The sequence below is a fragment of the Candidatus Regiella insecticola LSR1 genome (assembly GCF_000143625.1).
Taxonomy (GTDB): Bacteria; Pseudomonadota; Gammaproteobacteria; order Enterobacterales; family Enterobacteriaceae; genus Regiella; species Regiella insecticola.
This window is the reverse complement of record NZ_GL379590.1, coordinates 178,919-197,113: the sequence shown is the minus strand read 5'-3', so window position 1 is coordinate 197,113 and position 18,195 is coordinate 178,919. Positions and strand designations below refer to the sequence as shown.

Sequence of the window (18,195 nt, the reverse complement as noted above, 5' to 3'; positions counted from 1 at the left end):
AACCAAAGTGATTAGTGGGCGTTGCCCGCTACGCTATCCATCTCCCACCAAACTAACTCGCTAACGCTCGCTAGCTATGGTCGGAGAATTTCGCGCAAACTGTTAAAAAACCCGTAACCAGTTGTATACCGTTCGCCTTTGAAGTTGCCTTCGGCTGCTAGGCCGACCGACCGATGAGCGTAGACATACCATGAGGGCGCGCAGCCAACAACACGGCGGCTTTAAAGGCGAACCGTATATGTCATCGTGACATAATAGATCTCTTTGGAAACCGTAGTTCGTTATGCGGAGTCAGGACGCCCGGCGCACAGCAACCTTCGTTAACATGAAGTACATGAGGATTGCGCGCACCGGGCAACGCAGGATTCGCGTCACGCAGTAGGTTTCCGAAGAAGTCTAATATCTATATTATATGGAGTCAGCTATATGCAATCAGTAAAAATAGATATCACATCTATACAACAACTCGATTTAGCCCCTCTAACAAAAAATCAAAAATCCTTGATATGCATGGTCATTATGGGAAATATTCTCGAATTCTTTGATTTGTTTTTGGTCGGTTTTGTCATTACCTTGCTGATGCAAGACCAACAGTGGTCATTGAACGCAATACAGTCTGGTTTTATCCTCGCAGGAGCGGGACTTGGAACCGTCATTGGCGCAATTGCTTGGGGTTGGCTCGCTGATAAATATGGTCGAAAAAAGTCATTTATCTCATGTATTTTGATGCTTGTTATATTTACTGGACTGTCTGCCTTAACGCCTGCAAATGGCTGGGTCTTTTTGTCGATCATGCGCATTTGCGTTGGCATCGCGGTTGGCGGGCTTAATGTTACTTCTGTGCCTTATGTGCAAGAATTTGTACCATCTAAAAAGCGAGGTCTATTTGCTGGTCTTACTTCAGCGTTCATACCATTAGGGCTATTTCTTGGATCCCTCACAACACTTTATCTCGCTGAACCGCTTGGCTGGCGCGGCCTTTTGATGATTGGTTGTATTCCAGTTGTCTTGCTGGCTTGGACAAAATTTATCCCAGAATCACCGCGATATTTAGTATCAAAAGGACGTTTTCAGAATGCCCGCGAAGCCTATGCTTGGGCGATGAATATTCCGGTAACTAAAGTGGGGCATTTACCTGAATATGTATCCACTCCCAAACCGTCTTATCTAAAAATTATCAAGGACTATCCAAAACAACTTACTATTGTTGCTATTGGTTCATTTTGTTTTATCTTCGGGAGTTTCGTTATTCAGTCATGGGGACAGGTATTACTAAATAAATCCTTCCACTTTAGTGTTCATATGGTTGCGAATTTATTCATGATACTTTCTTTAGGAGACTTAGTCGGTCGATTACTGTCGGCATGGGTCTCCGATTATCTTGGGAGACGTTGGACACTCTTTGTCTGCGGTTTGATTGGTGCTCTAGGATGTACGATTGCCGCGCTCTCTATGCAGATCACGACAATCATGCATTTTTTCAGTCTGAATATTGCCTCTTCGGGCTGGATTTTCTTTGTTGGGATCTTTATAGCTATGATGTTTGGCGATGGCGCATTTAGTATTATCAATGTATTTGGTGGAGAAATGTTCCCTAATCATATCCGCTCGACCTGTCTTGGTCTGGGTTATGGAGTAGGTGCCACCGCTAAAATTATTGGCCCGATTTTTTTAGGTGCTATCATCGGTAGCGAAAAGCTGTCTGAAGATGTAGTGTTAGTCCCCTTCCTGATATTCGCGTTTATTTTTTTTATCGGTTCTATCGTTTATCTGTTTGCTCGCGAAACGCGTAATATCCAGCTTGAAGATATATGAAATTTCAGAGCACGACACTCATTTTGGAGCGCGTATTCAATAGATCTCTTCGGAAACCTACTGCGTGATACGGATCCTGCGTTGTCCGGTGCGCGCAATCCTCATGTACTTTATGTTAACGAAGGTTGCTGTGCGCCGGGTGCCTTGACTCCGCATAACGAACTACGGTTTCCAAAGAGGTCTAATCAACGGGTTGCGAGTTTTTTTAGGTCGTTGAATTTGTCTTTCAGCCAATACTGGTAGATGGCATGTTACTGCATCACCTGTATGGCAATCCGGCCAGCGGGTGCCCTATGGTGTGATGTGGCATAGTGAGCCTCAACATCGCATAGTCAGATGGACATCACCCAACACCGCGATGTTTGGCCTTGCCGGGGCAGGAGCAACATAGTTTTGTTAACTACAGTTCCGCAATCATCGTTTGTTGTGCTAGCAATTTTTCTTTATCTTGTATACAGGCGGCGAGTCTTTCACGCTCTTTACTCACCACTGCTTGGGGGGCGCGCGCGATAAAATCTTCGTTAGCCAACTTTACTTCAATGCGTTCAATCTCAAGATCAAGTTTGATCATCTCTTTCGCCAGGCGATCCAGCTCACTGGTTTTATCGAGAAATCCACGCATCGGGATCAAAATTTCGGCTCCTTCTACCAATTTTATTACCGAAATCGGCGAGTTATCTTCATCTATCAAAAAAGTAATCGCATTCAAACGACCGAGTGACTGGATAACGGGCTGGTTTTCCGTCACTCGACGATGGACATCGGGGCTAGCTCCACGTAATAACAATGACAAGGGTTTGCCCAGAGCGATGTTCATTTCAGCACGAATATTACGCACCGCAGTGACCAATTGTTTGATCCACGCCATATCCTTTAACGCGGTTTGATCGACCTGATGGGCATTAAAGTGGGGAAAAGGCTGTAACATAATACTGTCACTACCGAGACCTTTTAACGTTTTTACCCGTTGCCAAAGGGTTTCGGTAATATAAGGAATAATCGGGTGAGCTAAGCGTAATAACGCTTCTAATACGCTAATTAACGTATGACGGGTGCTGCGTTTTTCACTCTCTGAGCCGCTATTGATAACCGGTTTAGTTAACTCGAGATACCAATCACAAAATTGATCCCAGGTAAATTCGTATAAAATCGTCGCCGCTAAATCGAAACGATAGGTATCTATTGCGTTACGGTAGCTTTTCACCGTTTGATTGAATTCAGACAGGATCCAGCGATCGGCAAGCGATAGCGGCATAAGCTGATCAGCCTGTTGACCGCAATCTTTTCCCTCGGTATTCATCAAGACAAAGCGACTGGCGTTCCATAATTTATTACAGAAGTTACGATATCCAGCCAGGCGTTTCATATCCCAATTAATATCACGCCCAGTAGAGGCCAGCGCGGCGAGCGTGAAACGGAGGGCATCGGTGCCATGAGGCTCGATACCCTGAGGAAACTGTTTTTCAGTACGTTTGCGTATTTTTTCCGCTAATTGTGGCTGCATCATGTTATCAGTGCGCTTTGCCAGCAAATCGGCTAGCGAAATACCATCAATCATATCTAAAGGATCCAGCACATTTCCTTTAGATTTGGACATTTTCTGTCCTTCATCATCACGGATCAACCCGGTCATATAGACTGTTTTAAACGGCACCTGTGCTTTACCGCTGTCATCTTTAATGAAATGCAGCGTTAGCATGATCATGCGGGCGATCCAGAAAAAAATAATATCAAAGCCGCTGACCATTACAGTCGTGGGGTGAAACATTTTCAGATCAGCCGTTTGCTCTGGCCAGCCAAGGGTGGAAAAAGTCCATAATCCAGAAGAAAACCAGGTATCAAGAACATCGTCATCTTGACGTAATGGCACATCATCCGTCAGTTGATACTCCAATCGTACAGCTGTTTCATCGCGCCCCACATAAACCTTGCCATGTGGATCATACCAAACCGGGATCCTATGACCCCACCACAATTGACGTGAGATGCACCAATCCTGAATATCGTGCATCCAAGAATAATACATATTTTCATATTGTTTCGGAACGAACTGGATCTCACCGTTTTCTACCGCGGCAATCGCCGCTTTTGCCAGCGGAGCAGTACGAACATACCATTGATCGGTCAGCAGCGGTTCAATAACCACTCCGCCGCGGTCGCCATAAGGCACGGTGAGATCATGCGCTTTAATTTCGGCCAATAAACCCAATTTTTGCAATTCAGCGACCACCGCTTTACGGGCACTAAAACGTTCCAGCCCTTGAAATTGCACTGGGATCGCGTCGCTATACTGCTGGCTCCTTTCGCCATACGTATCAAAAACTTCTGCCTGATCGCGGATAGTGGCATCCAACGTCAGTACATTAATCATCGGCAGCTTATGCCGTTTACCGACGGCATAATCGTTAAAATCATGGGCAGGCGTGATTTTTACACAGCCGGTGCCTTTTTCCATGTCAGCATGTTCATCCGCGATAATCGGGATACGACGACCTGTCAGCGGCAAAATAATCATTTTACCGATGAGATCGCGGTAACGGGGATCTTGAGGATTCACCGCCACCGCGGTATCGCCCAATAGCGTTTCAGGCCGGGTGGTTGCAACCACCAGGTGATCCTTGCCCTCAATGGTGTGCACACCATCAGCTAACGGATAACGCAAATGCCACAAAGCGCCCTTGCATGCACGGTTTTCGACTTCCAGATCAGAAATTGCAGTACGCAGTTTTGGATCCCAATTCACCAAGCGTTTACCACGGTAAATAAGATCCTCTTTATAAAGACGGATAAACACTTCTGTCACTGCATTTGACAATCCCTCATCCAGCGTGAAACGCTCACGCTGCCAATCAACCGAATTGCCCAGACGCCGCATTTGGTGAGTAATGGTGTCACCAGATGCGGCTTTCCATTGCCAAATTTTATCAATGAAAGCTTCACGACCATAATCATGGCGGGTTTTACCTTCTTCCGCCGTGATTTTACGCTCTACCACCATTTGTGTCGCGATCCCCGCATGATCAGTGCCCACCTGCCATAACGTATTTTTACCTTGCATACGTTGGTAGCGAATAAGAATATCCATAATGGTTTGCTGGAAAGCGTGCCCCATATGCAAACTGCCGGTGACATTCGGCGGCGGGATCATAATACAGAAGCTTTCTTGACTCTTATCATCACTAGCTTTGAAATAACCTTGTTTCTCCCAGTGTTGATAGAGCGGTTGCTCAATTTTTTGCGGGTTATAAATCGTATCGAGGGAGTGATCGCTTTTTTCCATGTTTTTTTTATTCAGTTAGGTTGGCAGCGTTGCTGTACTCAAGTGGAAGCCGACACGGCGATAAGACTTGTATCGCTCACGTGCCAACTGTTTTAAATGTTCTTCGTAGGGCACAAAGTCTATCACTTCTTGAAAAACGGTGACAAAATCGGCAAGCTGGGGCAGCAAATTAATCAGCAGATGGCGCGGTGAACTGCCTCGCCGCTCTGGCCAGGCTAATTCAATGGGCGCACCTTGTTTAGGCCCTTCACCGGCCAAATTATGCGGCACAAATTGTTCGGGAGAGCGTTGCCATAATGCTTCATCTAGCCGCTCAGCTTGTTGCAGACTCTCGCACGCAATCAAAACCCGCTTACCTAATCGCCAATATTTTGCCGCTAACTCACAAGCCAAGGCTTCGTATCTGTTCAACTCATTATTAGCGTTATACCCTTCGCCTTTGAAGCCGCCGCGTTGTTGGCTGCGAGTGTTCGCCTCATCAGGTAGTATGTCTACGCTCATCGGCCTCACACTCTGGCAGCCGAAGGCAACTTCAAGGACTGTGGGTATATTGGCCTTAGTCAGTTGATATGGCTCAATTAACTTTTTTTGTTCGATCTGTTCGAATAGATAGAAAGTCACGTTTTTCATAATGTCTACAGGAGTAGGCTCGAACGGATATACCCTTCGCCTTTGAAGTTGCCGCGTTGTTGGCTGCTGGTGTTCGCCTCATCAGGTAGTTGTCTACGCTCATCGGTCTCACACCCTAGCCGCCTATAGCGGCAACTTCAAAGGCGAAGGGTATAGGCGTTAACAATTAATGTTTAGTATTACTTTGTTGCTTGGAAATACGATTGAGTAAAAACTGTGTCAACAATGCAACGGGGCGGCCAGTGGCGCCTTTTTCTTTGCCTGAAGGCAAAGCAGTACCGGCGATATCCAAATGAGCCCAGTGATATTTAGTGGTAAAACGAGATAAGAAACAGCCTGCGGTGATAGCCCCACCAGCAGTATGCCCGCCAATATTTGCCATATCAGCAAAATTAGAATCAAGCTGTTTAGTGTATTCATCCGTCAATGGTAAACGCCACGCGCGATCACCGGCTTGCTCAGAGGCTGTCATTAACTCCTCAGCCAACGCATCATGGTTAGCCATCAGCCCCGAGATATGATTACCTAAAGCAGTAACACAAGCCCCGGTCAAGGTAGCAATATCGATCACTAATTCTGGATCAAAACGCTCCACATAAGTTAACGCATCACAGAGTACCATACGACCTTCGGCATCCGTATTGATTACTTCTACCGTTTGACCTGACATGGTGGTTATTATGTCGCCTGGGCGATAGGCTTTGCTACTTGGCATATTCTCACAGCCCGCCAACACACCGATGACATTAAGTGGTAATTTCAATTGTGCTAGCGCGCACATAACACCGTACACGGTTGCAGCACCACACATATCATATTTCATCTGATCCATGCTTGCGGCTGGTTTAAGAGAAATGCCCCCTGAATCAAAAGTGATCCCTTTACCCACCAGCACAATGGGCTTTGCATTTTGGTCTGAATGATTGCCTTTATATTTAATGATCGACATCAAGGATTCATTTTTTGAGCCCCGCCCGACGGCTAAATAAGCATTCATACCGAGTTTTGTCATCTCTTCTTCGCCAATGGCCTCGACGGTCATGTTAGCACTGTGCTTTTTAGCCAGTTCGCACGCCTGTGTATGCAGATATTCTGCATTACAGATATTGGGCGGCTGATTGGCAATATCTTTTGTCGCTTTAATCCCTGCCGCTATCGCTAGACCCTGCTGGAGCGCAATTTCGGCATTAGCTAATTCACTGTTTTTTTCTACTTGAAACAGTATTTTTTCTAATTTACAGGGAGGCGTTTTTTTCGTTTTTAACGGTTCGAAGAGATAAAGTGTTTCTTGGATTGAGATGACTGCCTGACGTATTTTCCAGTCGATATCATTCAAGTAATCTGTTTTTTGATGGTTTGCTTTCTGGCAAGAAGAAAGACTTTTAACATCCAATTGAGTGAGCAAACAAATCGCTTCTTTCAAACCGTTATCTTCAAGTGTAGTAATGGCTTTTTTCATCACTTGCTTATAACGGTGTTCATCAAACTCAGAAGCTTTGCTACAACCCATTAATAAAATACATCTAGGGAGTAGATTGGGTACTGGATGTAACAATAGCGTCTGCCCTATTTTGCCCTTAAACTCCCAGCGTTTTAGTAAAGTATTAATATAATCAATACTCACTGGGTTTAACTTCTTTGCGACTGAAGATAAATCACTAGATCGAAAAAAACCGACCACAATACAGTCGCTGTTTTGTTTTTCTAAGCTAGCGTTTATTACATTGAATTCCATCTTATCCCCCTTAGTTATATTTTCAATAGCACCACTGTACTCACAGTCCTTCAAGTTTTCGCTAGAAGGGTATATACCCTTCGCCTTTGAAGCTGCCGCGTTGTTGGCTGCGGGGATTCGCCCGAATCGCGTAGTATTTCTACGCTCATCGGTCTCACGCCCTGGCCGCCCAGCGGCAACTCCAAGGACTGGTGGGTATAAATGCTTTAACACTATTTTGGCCGTTAAGATTGCCATATTATTAAGACAAATGGCAGACTAACGAACAAGTTATCGATTTTTCAGCCAAAAGACAAGTTTTCATAGGTATAATTAGCGTGATAATAACTAAATACATAATAAAAAAAACGTTTAAAAGCCAAATGGCTATCCTATTTATTCTACTGTTGATCTTTATTAGTCAAAAACTGATTGCCATACTCAGTGAGACCGTTAACGGTGAAATTCCAACCCATTTGATTTTATCTTTTTTAGGATTAGGCTTACCGGAAATGGCGCAACTGGTGCTGCCTTTAAGTTTATTTCTTGGTCTACTCATCACCTACGGAAAAATGCATACGGAAAGGGAAATCACCGTTATGCATGCTTGTGGTTTTAGTCAAAACTCCTTGATCCTAGTGGCGTTAATCTTAGCGATGGGGACAGCGGCATTAGCCGCAATCAATACACTTTGGTTTATGCCATGGTCTGTAACATATCAGGGAAAAATACTGAATGACTTCCGCGCTAATCCGACGCTCGCTGCATTAATCGAAGGACAATTTCAGTCCTCGATGGATGGAAAGACGGTACTTTTTGTTGGCGCTGTCGATGGTAAAAAATTTGATCACATCTTTTTAGCGCAATTACAGCCAGATGGCTCTCGGCGCCCCTCTATTGTGATCGCCGAAAATGGCTATATTGCTGAACGTCCCGACGGCTCTCAAATAGTTACCCTCGATAAAGGCACACGTTATGAGGGGACAGCACTTTTACGTGATTTTCGCATCACCGATTTTAAAAACTATCAAGTGACCATTAACCCCCAATCGATAACACAAAACACTAATACCTCTGAACAGATGTCTATCCGCAGTTTGTGGCATTCCAGCCATCCTGACGCACGATCAGAGTTTCATTGGCGCTTAACACTGATTACCAGCGTGATCATTATGGCATTACTCGCGGTACCGCTTAGCGTAGTGAATCCACGTCAAAGTCGTACCTTAAACATGTTGCCAGCGATATTGCTATATCTCATTTTCTTTTTACTGCAAAGCTCTCTGCGTTCTAGTACCGCTCAAGGTAAGTTGGATCCGCTGCTTTGGTTATGGATGGTTAATGGTGCTTATCTCGCTTTAGCAATAGTACTCAATAAATGGGATAGTCTAATGAGTAACATGCGCGTTGTTTTTAACCGTTTTTTAAGGGGAGCTAATTGATGATGTTTGGTGTCTTAGACCGTTATATCGGGCGCAACATTCTACATACCATTCTGATGACATTATTTATGTTGGTTTCTCTCTCCGGTATTATCAAATTTATCGAGCAACTACGCAAACTCGGGGAAGGTAGTTACTCGGTTCTAGGCGCTGGCATCTATACTTTACTGAGTGTACCGAAAGATATTGAAATATTTTTTCCGATGGCAGCGTTGCTTGGTGTCTTATTTGGCCTAGGCACACTAGCGTCACGCAGTGAATTAATCGTTATGCAAGCTTCAGGTTTCACCCGTACACAAATCGCCAGTGCAGTGATGAAAACCGCTATCCCGTTAGTATTATTGACCATGGTTATAGGCGAATGGGTTGCTCCACTCAGCGAGCGGATCGCCTCCGATTACCGTACTAAGATGATATTCGGAGGCGCCATACTGACGACCCAATCAGGTTTATGGGCAAGAGATGGCGAAAATTTTTTGTATATCAATCACATACTGAATGACAACACGCTAAGTGGCGTGAATATCTACCATATTGATCAGGAAAATCGTTTATTGTCTGTACGTTATGCGGCCACCGCCACCTTTAAAGATAATGTTTGGCAACTCTCTCAGGTAGATGAATCCGATCTCAGTGATGCCAAAAAAATTAACGGCTCAAAAACGTTAACTGGCGAATGGAAAATTAACCTTACACCCGACAAACTGGGTATTGTGTCAGTGGATCCAGATTCACTGCCGATAAGTGGATTACGTGATTACATTCAATATCTAAAACAAAATAAGCAAGAATCGCTCCGTTACCAACTGATTATGTGGAATAAAATATTTTCACCGCTTTCAGTAGCAGTGATGATGCTGGTGGCACTATCATTTATCTTCGGCCCATTGCGCACAGTAACGATGGGAGTACGTGTCATGGTCGGGATCGCTGTTGGCTTTTTGTTTTATGTCCTCAATCAAATATTTGGACCGGTTAGTCTGGTATATAAAATGCCTCCCGTGATAGGCGCATTGTTGCCGAGTTTACTTTTTTTATTGGTGAGTTGGTATCTGTTGTTAAAGCGTCGATAATTATTACCCTAAGGTAACTTAATCTATTAAAAACAAATAAATAAAACATTTTTGCTCGCAAAATAGACGACAAAGCAGTTTAAAAACATAAAATTATCCTAAACTTTATTTTTTAGCCTTTTATACCCAATGAATTTCGAGTTACGGCAAGGCTGCCAGGGGGTGAGGCCGATGAGCGTAGACATACTACCTGATGAGGCGAACCCCCGCAGCCAACAACGTGGCGGCTTGAAAGGCGAAGGGTATATTAATCAATACCATGATTATAAAAACTGGTTACTAAGGATGATTTTTATGCCAACTCCCTCAATTTCAACAACATCCACACAAGATTTGACTGATTCAACGCCAACAACACCAAATCAACCTATGCAGATTACAAAGGCCAGTAATATTAGTGAACTCCTTGCTACAGCAATGCAAAAATCTCGACAAACTCCACCGAGTTCCCCTCAAACTCTTGTTAAGCGACTTAGAAACGCACTCAATTTTCGTACCACTGCTGAAGCCAAAGAACATCTTAAAAAACTTAGATTTTCTATGGGTTTTGGCTGCAACAACGATGGTTTATTGGTTATGGCGATTGAACAACATGATGCTATTCCTGAATCTAAACACTCATACGAAAAAATAGACGAAGAGATTAAGAACATACTTATTAAATTGCAGAATCGTGATGATGCCAGTGAATTAAAAATATTTTCTAAATATAAACCTGAGGTTATTGATCAAGCAGTAAAAAATAATGGCTATAAAATCAATATAGAAGGCGCTTTTTACCGGACAGATATTAGTGGAGCATTTCGCGGTGCTATCCAATGTCCGCAGGAATTAGTTGAACATGGAGGAATGTACGCATTCGATGCAGGCCACACCGAGGAGGCATACCACTGGAATAACTCTTTGTGCGAGCAGTTGTTATCAAGATGGTTTTGAATACGGTCGTAAGAATCCCGGAGGAGCAGGCCAATTTCACTATGGCCAACAGGGTGATAAAAAGTATTATCCATTTGATTCAAATGCCCGCTTCGATCCAAATAACGCAAATGACTGCAAAGTTACGTAGGAAACAAACAGATGGTTTTGTCTATTTGATCGATACTCGAGGCATGGAGGTTGTACCGATGATTGACAACAGATTACTTAATCCACATGTATCAGTAACAGGGGGTTTCACTATTCCAAATGAGATGCATATCTCTGTTCCTGAACATGAGATCATTGCATCTGATCGTATATGGTTAGTCAGTTCTAATGGTAAACAGGCCATTAAAATTGATGTTCTTTATGAACATTTTGAAAAAGCGCTTTTATATCTAGGCAGCAGTGTGTTGGGTGGTAGTAAGACAGATATCTATGACTATCTATTTGCAGAAGCCACAGAAAAGGGCTTAACTGTGATAGATATTAGCAAGATAACAGAAGAAAATGCTAAGCAAAGTATTCGTAATTATCAACATCGGGATTACTGCTCTTCAAATGAAGCATTCCTATCACAACCGGTAAATGAACCCTACTCATCTTCTAGTGAAAGCTTAGGCTCACCATCACCAGATTAACGTGAACGACTCCCCCAAACAGCTAAGCTGAACTTCTGCAACCAGGGCAATCAACTATGGAGACATAGCGCGATTTCCTGATAGGATTACTAGATCAAAAAATAAATTCCAGACCTATTTTGGATGAAGAATTAAAAGAGCTGCAACAAAGAAGTCATAAGAAATATCAAATATTTTAACCCCATATTCTTCTTGTAAGCCTATCCTGAATAGACTTTTTTTGGGCTTCATCACTAGCATGCCGAGGAGGAGGAAGAGGGCATACCGCTCTAATTTTACAGCTGATTTTAAAAAACGATTATTTTCAATTCCTAGACATTCATCTACTTTTCTTTAATGTCATACTCACTCGCTGCCCATTGATCGTATCTTTTTTTGGTAAGGTGGCATGTTTATCATTCCATTTATGGCAAAGGCAAAACCGGAAAATTAACATGAATAATATCGAAGTTCGGGGGGCACGTACGCATAACCTGAAAAACATTAATTTGACTATTCCACGCGATAAATTGATTGTTATCACTGGCTTATCAGGTTCAGGGAAGTCTTCATTGGCATTTGATACCCTCTATGCGGAGGGACAACGACGTTATGTTGAATCGCTTTCTGCTTATGCGCGCCAATTTTTATCGTTAATGGAAAAACCGGATGTCGATCACATCGAAGGTCTGTCACCCGCCATTTCTATCGAACAAAAATCAACTTCACATAATCCACGCTCTACCGTGGGTACCATTACTGAAATACATGATTATTTACGCTTATTATTTGCCCGTATCGGCGAGCCGCGTTGTCCAGTGCACGACTTATCCTTAAAGGCACAAACGGTGAGCCAAATGGTTGATAATGTATTAAACCAGCCGGAAGGGCGCCGATTGATGTTATTAGCGCCACTGGTGCAAGATCGTAAAGGTGAACACAGTAAAATCTTAGAGAATTTAACCTCTCAGGGGTATATTCGTGCACGAATAGACGGAGAGATTTGCGATCTGACTGATCCGCCAAAACTGGCATTGCAAAAAAAACATACCATTGAAGCGGTAGTTGATCGTTTTAAAGTACGGTCAGATTTGGCTCAACGTCTAGCGGAATCATTTGAAACCGCATTAACCTTGTCGGGAGGCAGCGCGATAGTCGCCGATATGGAGGATAAAAATAAACAGGAGTTAGTGTTCTCGGCTAATTTTGCTTGCCCGACTTGCCATTACAGCATCAGTGAACTCGAGCCGCGTTTGTTTTCTTTTAATAATCCAGCTGGCGCTTGTCCTAGCTGTGATGGATTAGGTGTACAGCAGTTTTTTGATCCGGCTCGAATCATACAAAATGCCAAATTGTCTTTGGCTGATGGTGCTATTCGTGGTTGGGATCGGCGGCATTTTTATTATTTTCAAATGCTGAATTCGTTAGCCAATCATTATCAATTTGATATTGAATCCCCTGTTGATCAATTAGATGAGAAAACAAAAAACATCCTGTTGTATGGCTCGGGTAAAGAAATTATCGAATTTAAGTATGTCCATGATCGGGGTGATATTACCCTAAAACGCCATGCATTTGAGGGCGTTTTACACAATATGGAACGCCGTTATAAAGAAACGGGATCCAGCCTGGTACGAACAGAATTAGCTAAATTTATTAGTCATCGTCGCTGTAAATCTTGCGAAGGCACTCGATTACGCCAAGAGGCACGTCATGTTTTTATCGACAAGTGCACACTACCTGATCTTTCTGTGTTGAGTATTGAAGAGATATTAACCTTTTTCAAAAACATGACCTTAACCGGCCAACGGGCACAGATTGCTGAAAAAGTATTACAAGAAATCATCGATCGCCTGCAATTTTTAGTCAACGTGGGGTTGAATTATTTATCACTTTCTCGTTCCGCAGACAGCTTGTCCGGCGGTGAAGCCCAGCGTATTCGACTCGCCAGCCAAATTGGCGCCGGTTTAGTTGGCGTGATGTACGTGCTGGATGAACCTTCTATCGGGCTACATCAACGAGATAACCAACGCCTACTAAAAACATTAACTGATCTACGTGATTTAGGTAACACGGTGATTGTGGTTGAGCATGATGAAGAGGCGATCCGGGCTGCTGATCACCTAATTGATATCGGCCCCGGCGCCGGGATCCACGGTGGGCAGGTAGTTGCTCAGGGTTCCGTTGCTAATATCATAGCGGATCCTCTCTCTTTAACCGGCCAATTTCTTAGTGGTAAGCGTAAAATTGCGGTACCCACTCAGCGAGCCATCGCCGATCCCCAAAAGCGATTAAAATTAATCGGTGCCACAGGCCATAATCTGAAAAATGTCACTTTAACCCTCCCCGTCGGTTTATTTAGTTGCATTACCGGTGTTTCCGGATCGGGTAAATCAACATTGATTAATAACACCCTTTATCGTATCGCTCAGTGTCAACTGAACGGTGCCGCTACCGCCGAACCCGCACCCTACAAAGAAATTAAAGGGCTAGAGCATTTTGATAAAGTGATCAACATTGATCAAAGCCCTATTGGACGTACTCCGCGCTCTAATCCCGCGACCTATACCGACATATTTACCCCGATACGTGAATTGTTTGCGGGGGTTCCTGTATCCCGAGAGCGTGGTTATCATGTCGGACGTTTTAGTTTTAACGTCAAAGGAGGGCGTTGTGAGGCCTGTCAGGGTGATGGGGTGATCAAAGTGGAAATGCATTTTTTGCCCGATGTCTATGTGCCCTGCGATCAATGTAAAGGCAAACGCTATAACCGCGAGACCTTAGAAATAAAATACAAAGATAAAAATATCCACCAAGTACTGGCCATGACCATTGAAGAGGCGCGGTGTTTTTTTGCCGCTGTCCCTGCTGTTGCGCGAAAATTACAAACATTAATTGATGTCGGTTTGTCTTATCTTTCTCTCGGCCAATCGGCTACCACGCTCTCCGGGGGGGAGGCGCAGCGGGTTAAATTGGCGCGGGAATTATCAAAGCGTGGCACGGGTCGGACGTTGTATATTTTAGACGAACCCACGACCGGTCTACATTTCGCCGATATTGAACAGCTGTTGAAGGTGTTGCACCAGTTACGAGACCAAGGGAATACCATTGTGGTGATTGAGCATAATTTAGACGTAATTAAAACCGCCGACTGGATTGTTGATATCGGCCTCGAAGGGGGCGATGGCGGTGGGGAAATTTTGGTCGCAGGGACGCCAGAGACAGTGGCACAGTGCCCCTCCTCTTATACCGCTAAATTTTTAAAGGAAATGTTGGAATAGGTGATAATGCTAAATTTTTAAAGGAAATGTTGGAATAGGTGATAATGCTAAAGGGGTTTGCCATATTGAGAGTGCAAATTGATTAAGAGCCTATTCGAAATCTTCTTGAGCGGCGCTCAGACAAGGAAAAAGCAGTTCCTTTTGTTAAAAAAACAAGACGGTAAATGAGCATATTGAGCCCGTTTTTGACGAAGTATCAGCGAGCATAAGAGATTTACAGGCTACTGACATAGCATCAATCCTCATACCCTGTACCCGCATAATTATCGAAACGCGAACATCGGCCATTAAATGTCAAACGCACTGATCCGATGGGGCCGTTTCGCTGCTTGCCTAAAATAATTTCCGCAATCCTTTTTAGTTCACTGTTTTTGTTATACACTTCATCACGGTAAATAAACATGATTACATCAGCATCTTGTTCAATAGACCCAGACTCACGTAAATCTGAATTGACCGGACGTTTATCAGCACGTTGTTCTAGACTACGATTGAGCTGAGACAATGCCACCACAGGTACCTGCAATTCTTTTGCCAACGCTTTGAGTGAACGAGAAATTTCTGCAATTTCTAAGGTACGGTTGTTCAACAACGTTGGGACACGCATTAATTGCAAATAATCGATCATAATGAGACTCAAGCCGCCATGTTCGCGAAAGACCCGTCGCGATCGCGCACGCACTTCAGTCGGTGTTAAGCCAGAAGAATCGTCAATATAGATATTACGTTTTTTTAGCAAAATCCCCATACTGCTCGAAATACGTGCCCAATCATCGTCATTTAATTGACCGGTACGAATACGCGTTTGATCGACGCGAGAAAGTGATGAAAGCGTTCGCATCATAAGTTGATTAGCCGGCATTTCTAAACTAAAAATCAGCACCGGTTTATCTTCCGTCAATGCGGCGTTTTCACATACATTCATGGCAAAGGTGGTTTTTCCCATCGAAGGACGGGCGGCGACAATAATAAGATCTGATTTTTGTAACCCTGCGGTTTTTTTATCTAAATCTTGATAACCGGTTGGAACGCCGGTCACGCCATCATGAGGACGTTGATAAAGTTGTTCAATGCGTTCAATGGTATCAGCTAAGATACTATCGATGTTTTTTGGACCTTCATTTTTGTTCGCGCGCTTTTCGGCAATTTGAAAAACGCGGGATTCGGCTAGATCCAGCAATTCTTCACTACTACGTCCTTGTGGCTCATAACCCGCGTCGGCTATTTCATTCGCTACCGATATCATTTCGCGCACGATGGCGCGTTCGCGCACGATATCTGCATACGCGCCAATATTTGCCGCACTGGGCGTGTTTTTAGAAAGCTCGGCAAGATAGGCAAAACCGCCTATAGATTCTAAATCGCCTTTCTGCTCTAAAGATTCGGATAGTGTTATTAAATCAATTGGTTGATTGATTTCCAATAAACATTGCATTTCCGTAAAAATCCGCCGATGCGGATAACTAAAGAAGTCACTGTTAGTGACACGTTCAGAGACATTATCCCAGCGCTGGTTATCCAACATTAGACCCCCTAATATCGACTGCTCTGCTTCCAACGAGTACGGTGGTAGCTTTAAGCCTTCTATCTGGCGATCTCTTGATGTCATGACATTGTTAGTGAGTTTGTTTTCGGCCATAAAACGTGCTTTTATCTACTAATTTTGAAGTTAAGACAGGCAACATACCCTTCGCTTATGGAGTTGCCTTCGGCTGCCAGGGCGTGAGACCGATGAGTGTAGACAGACTACGTGATTCGGGCGAATCCCCGCAGCCAAAAACGCGGCAGCTTCAAAGGCGAAGGGTATAGAGCCACCGGAGTGTACACAGAGTAAAGAAGGATTGCGAGCATTCTACTCACCCGAAAATTTATCAGGTATATTTGACTGTTATTAGTGTGTTTGACTGCAATTTTATCTTATTAAAGATAATAATCCCGCTTTTGTCCGTCTCTCTTGCCTTTTTTTGTTATAAAAGTTTATCTTGATTTTTGTTGTTGGCTTGATCCGCATACAATTACAGTAAAACTTTGTTAGATAATTTTGATCAAACCGAAAAGTCAACAATTCACTTTTTTGATCACTTAAAAGGGCAACAATTTATGGCTCATCATTTATCATTTAAAGATATTTTAGCATTAGGTTTTATGACTTTTGCTTTGTTCGTAGGGGCAGGGAACATTATTTTTCCCCCTATCGTTGGTTTGCAGTCGGGTGAAAACGTTTGGTTGGCTGCCCTTGGTTTTTTGATAACCGCTGTCGGTTTGCCAGTGATAACCGTTGTCGCTTTGGCAAAAGTCGGCGGAGGCATTGACGCGCTGAGTACGCCGATTGGGCGACGGGCGGGTTTGTTATTGGCTACCATTTGTTATTTGGCAGTCGGGCCTTTGTTTGCAACGCCTCGTACGGCAACGGTTTCTTTTGAAGTTGGGATTGCGCCTTTAACGGGCGAGGGGGCTATACCACTGCTGATTTATAGTCTTATTTATTTTTCATTAGTTATTGGTGTTTCACTTTATCCTGGCCGTTTATTAGACACCATCGGCCATATTTTAGCGCCGTTAAAAATCATCGCATTTAGCATCTTGGGGATCACCGCTGTGTTATGGCCTGCCGGTACTTCTATTCCCGCTATTGAGTTGTATCAAAAAGTGCCTTTTTCTTCTGGCTTTATTAATGGCTATCTGACCATGGATACGCTTGGCGCGTTGGTATTTGGTATTGTTATTGTTAACGCTGCTCGCTCTCGGGGGGTTGTTTCCGTTGGTTTATTGACACGCTATACCGTTTTAGCAGGATTGATTGCCGGGTTGGGGCTGACACTGCTTTACCTTAGCTTATTTAAACTCGGTTCAAGCAGCGGTATTTTAACGCCAGATGCCCAAAATGGTGCCGTCATTTTGCATGCTTATGTTCAACATACCTTGGGTGGTTTGGGTAGTGTCTTTTTGGCTGCTTTGATTTTTATCGCTTGTATTGTGACCGCGATTGGTTTGACCTGTGCTTGTGCTGAATTTTTTAGCCAATATTTACCGCTATCTTACCGTGCTTTAGTGTTTATTCTTGGCATTTTTTCTATGCTGGTTTCCAATCTAGGGTTAACGCATCTGATCCAAATTTCAATTCCCGTGTTGACGGCGATTTATCCCCCTTGTATCGTCTTAGTGGTGCTGAGTTTTACTTTACGTTGGTGGCATAACACGACACTCATTATGGCGCCCGTTATGTTGGTTAGCTTGTTGTTTGGGATTTTGGATGCGATAAAAGCGTCTCCCTTTGAGCAACTACTGCCTACTTGGTTACAGCATTTGCCGATGGTGGAACAAGGATTGGCATGGCTATTGCCATCAGTATTGGTATTTATTGGAGTTGGCCTGTTAGATCGCTTGTATGGCTCTAGTGATAAAGTGGCCGTGAAATAATA

At 43.7% G+C, this 18,195-nt stretch carries 12 protein-coding genes; 8 read left to right on the top strand and 4 right to left on the bottom strand.

Annotated features, from left to right (window positions below):
• Positions 1–426: 426 nt before the first annotated feature.
• Entirely contained in the window at positions 427–1,815 is a 1,389-nt protein-coding gene (locus REG_RS04485) for an MFS transporter (RefSeq protein WP_006704642.1), read from the top strand.
• 400 nt (positions 1,816–2,215) lie between these two features.
• Here the strand turns inward: REG_RS04485 and REG_RS04480 are convergent, their stop codons facing one another.
• The 3 genes from REG_RS04480 to REG_RS04470 form a co-directional block, all read right to left on the bottom strand.
• Complete coding sequence (locus REG_RS04480) at positions 2,216–5,095, bottom strand: valine--tRNA ligase (protein ID WP_006704641.1); 2,880 nt, start codon at positions 5,093–5,095, stop codon at positions 2,216–2,218.
• Positions 5,096–5,110: 15 nt separating this feature from the next.
• On the bottom strand, positions 5,111–5,596 hold the full coding sequence (locus REG_RS10690; RefSeq protein WP_407078947.1) for a DNA polymerase III subunit chi: 486 nt from the start codon (positions 5,594–5,596) through the stop codon (positions 5,111–5,113).
• A gap of 295 nt (positions 5,597–5,891) precedes the next feature.
• Positions 5,892–7,460 carry a leucyl aminopeptidase gene (locus tag REG_RS04470; protein ID WP_039907299.1) on the bottom strand — a complete coding sequence of 523 codons (1,569 nt, stop codon included), beginning with the start codon at positions 7,458–7,460 and terminating at the stop codon, positions 5,892–5,894.
• A gap of 317 nt (positions 7,461–7,777) precedes the next feature.
• On the opposite strand from REG_RS04470, the gene lptF reads away from it, so the two are divergent.
• The 5 genes from lptF (at position 7,778) to uvrA (ending at position 14,773) form a co-directional block, all read left to right on the top strand.
• On the top strand, positions 7,778–8,881 hold the full coding sequence (gene lptF, locus REG_RS04465; RefSeq protein WP_006704638.1) for an LPS export ABC transporter permease LptF: 1,104 nt from the start codon (positions 7,778–7,780) through the stop codon (positions 8,879–8,881).
• Positions 8,882–8,883: 2 nt separating this feature from the next.
• Positions 8,884–9,954: an LPS export ABC transporter permease LptG gene (gene lptG / locus REG_RS04460; RefSeq protein WP_039907357.1), complete on the top strand. Its 1,071-nt coding sequence runs from the start codon at positions 8,884–8,886 to the stop codon at positions 9,952–9,954.
• A 129-nt stretch (positions 9,955–10,083) separates the two neighbouring features.
• On the top strand, positions 10,084–10,890 hold the full coding sequence (locus tag REG_RS14120; protein WP_006704636.1) for a hypothetical protein: 807 nt from the start codon (positions 10,084–10,086) through the stop codon (positions 10,888–10,890).
• Positions 10,891–11,000: 110 nt separating this feature from the next.
• Positions 11,001–11,513 (top strand): hypothetical protein, encoded by a 513-nt coding sequence (locus REG_RS04450; protein ID WP_141553615.1) that lies wholly within the window; start codon positions 11,001–11,003, stop codon positions 11,511–11,513.
• A gap of 434 nt (positions 11,514–11,947) precedes the next feature.
• Positions 11,948–14,773 (top strand): excinuclease ABC subunit UvrA, encoded by a 2,826-nt coding sequence (uvrA, locus tag REG_RS04445; protein WP_039907295.1) that lies wholly within the window; start codon positions 11,948–11,950, stop codon positions 14,771–14,773.
• 235 nt (positions 14,774–15,008) lie between these two features.
• On the opposite strand, the gene dnaB is transcribed toward uvrA, so the two are convergent.
• Entirely contained in the window at positions 15,009–16,412 is a 1,404-nt protein-coding gene (gene dnaB, locus REG_RS04440) for a replicative DNA helicase (RefSeq protein ID WP_006704633.1), read from the bottom strand.
• A gap of 5 nt (positions 16,413–16,417) precedes the next feature.
• Here dnaB and REG_RS13160 point away from each other — a divergent pair, with 5 nt between their 5' ends.
• Together REG_RS13160 and brnQ are read left to right on the top strand one after the other, a co-directional pair.
• Positions 16,418–16,582, top strand: coding sequence for a hypothetical protein (locus REG_RS13160; RefSeq protein WP_260200196.1), 165 nt, complete (start codon positions 16,418–16,420; stop codon positions 16,580–16,582).
• Positions 16,583–16,873: 291 nt separating this feature from the next.
• On the top strand, positions 16,874–18,193 hold the full coding sequence (gene brnQ / locus REG_RS04435) for a branched-chain amino acid transport system II carrier protein (protein WP_039907355.1): 1,320 nt from the start codon (positions 16,874–16,876) through the stop codon (positions 18,191–18,193).
• Positions 18,194–18,195: the final 2 nt, after the last annotated feature.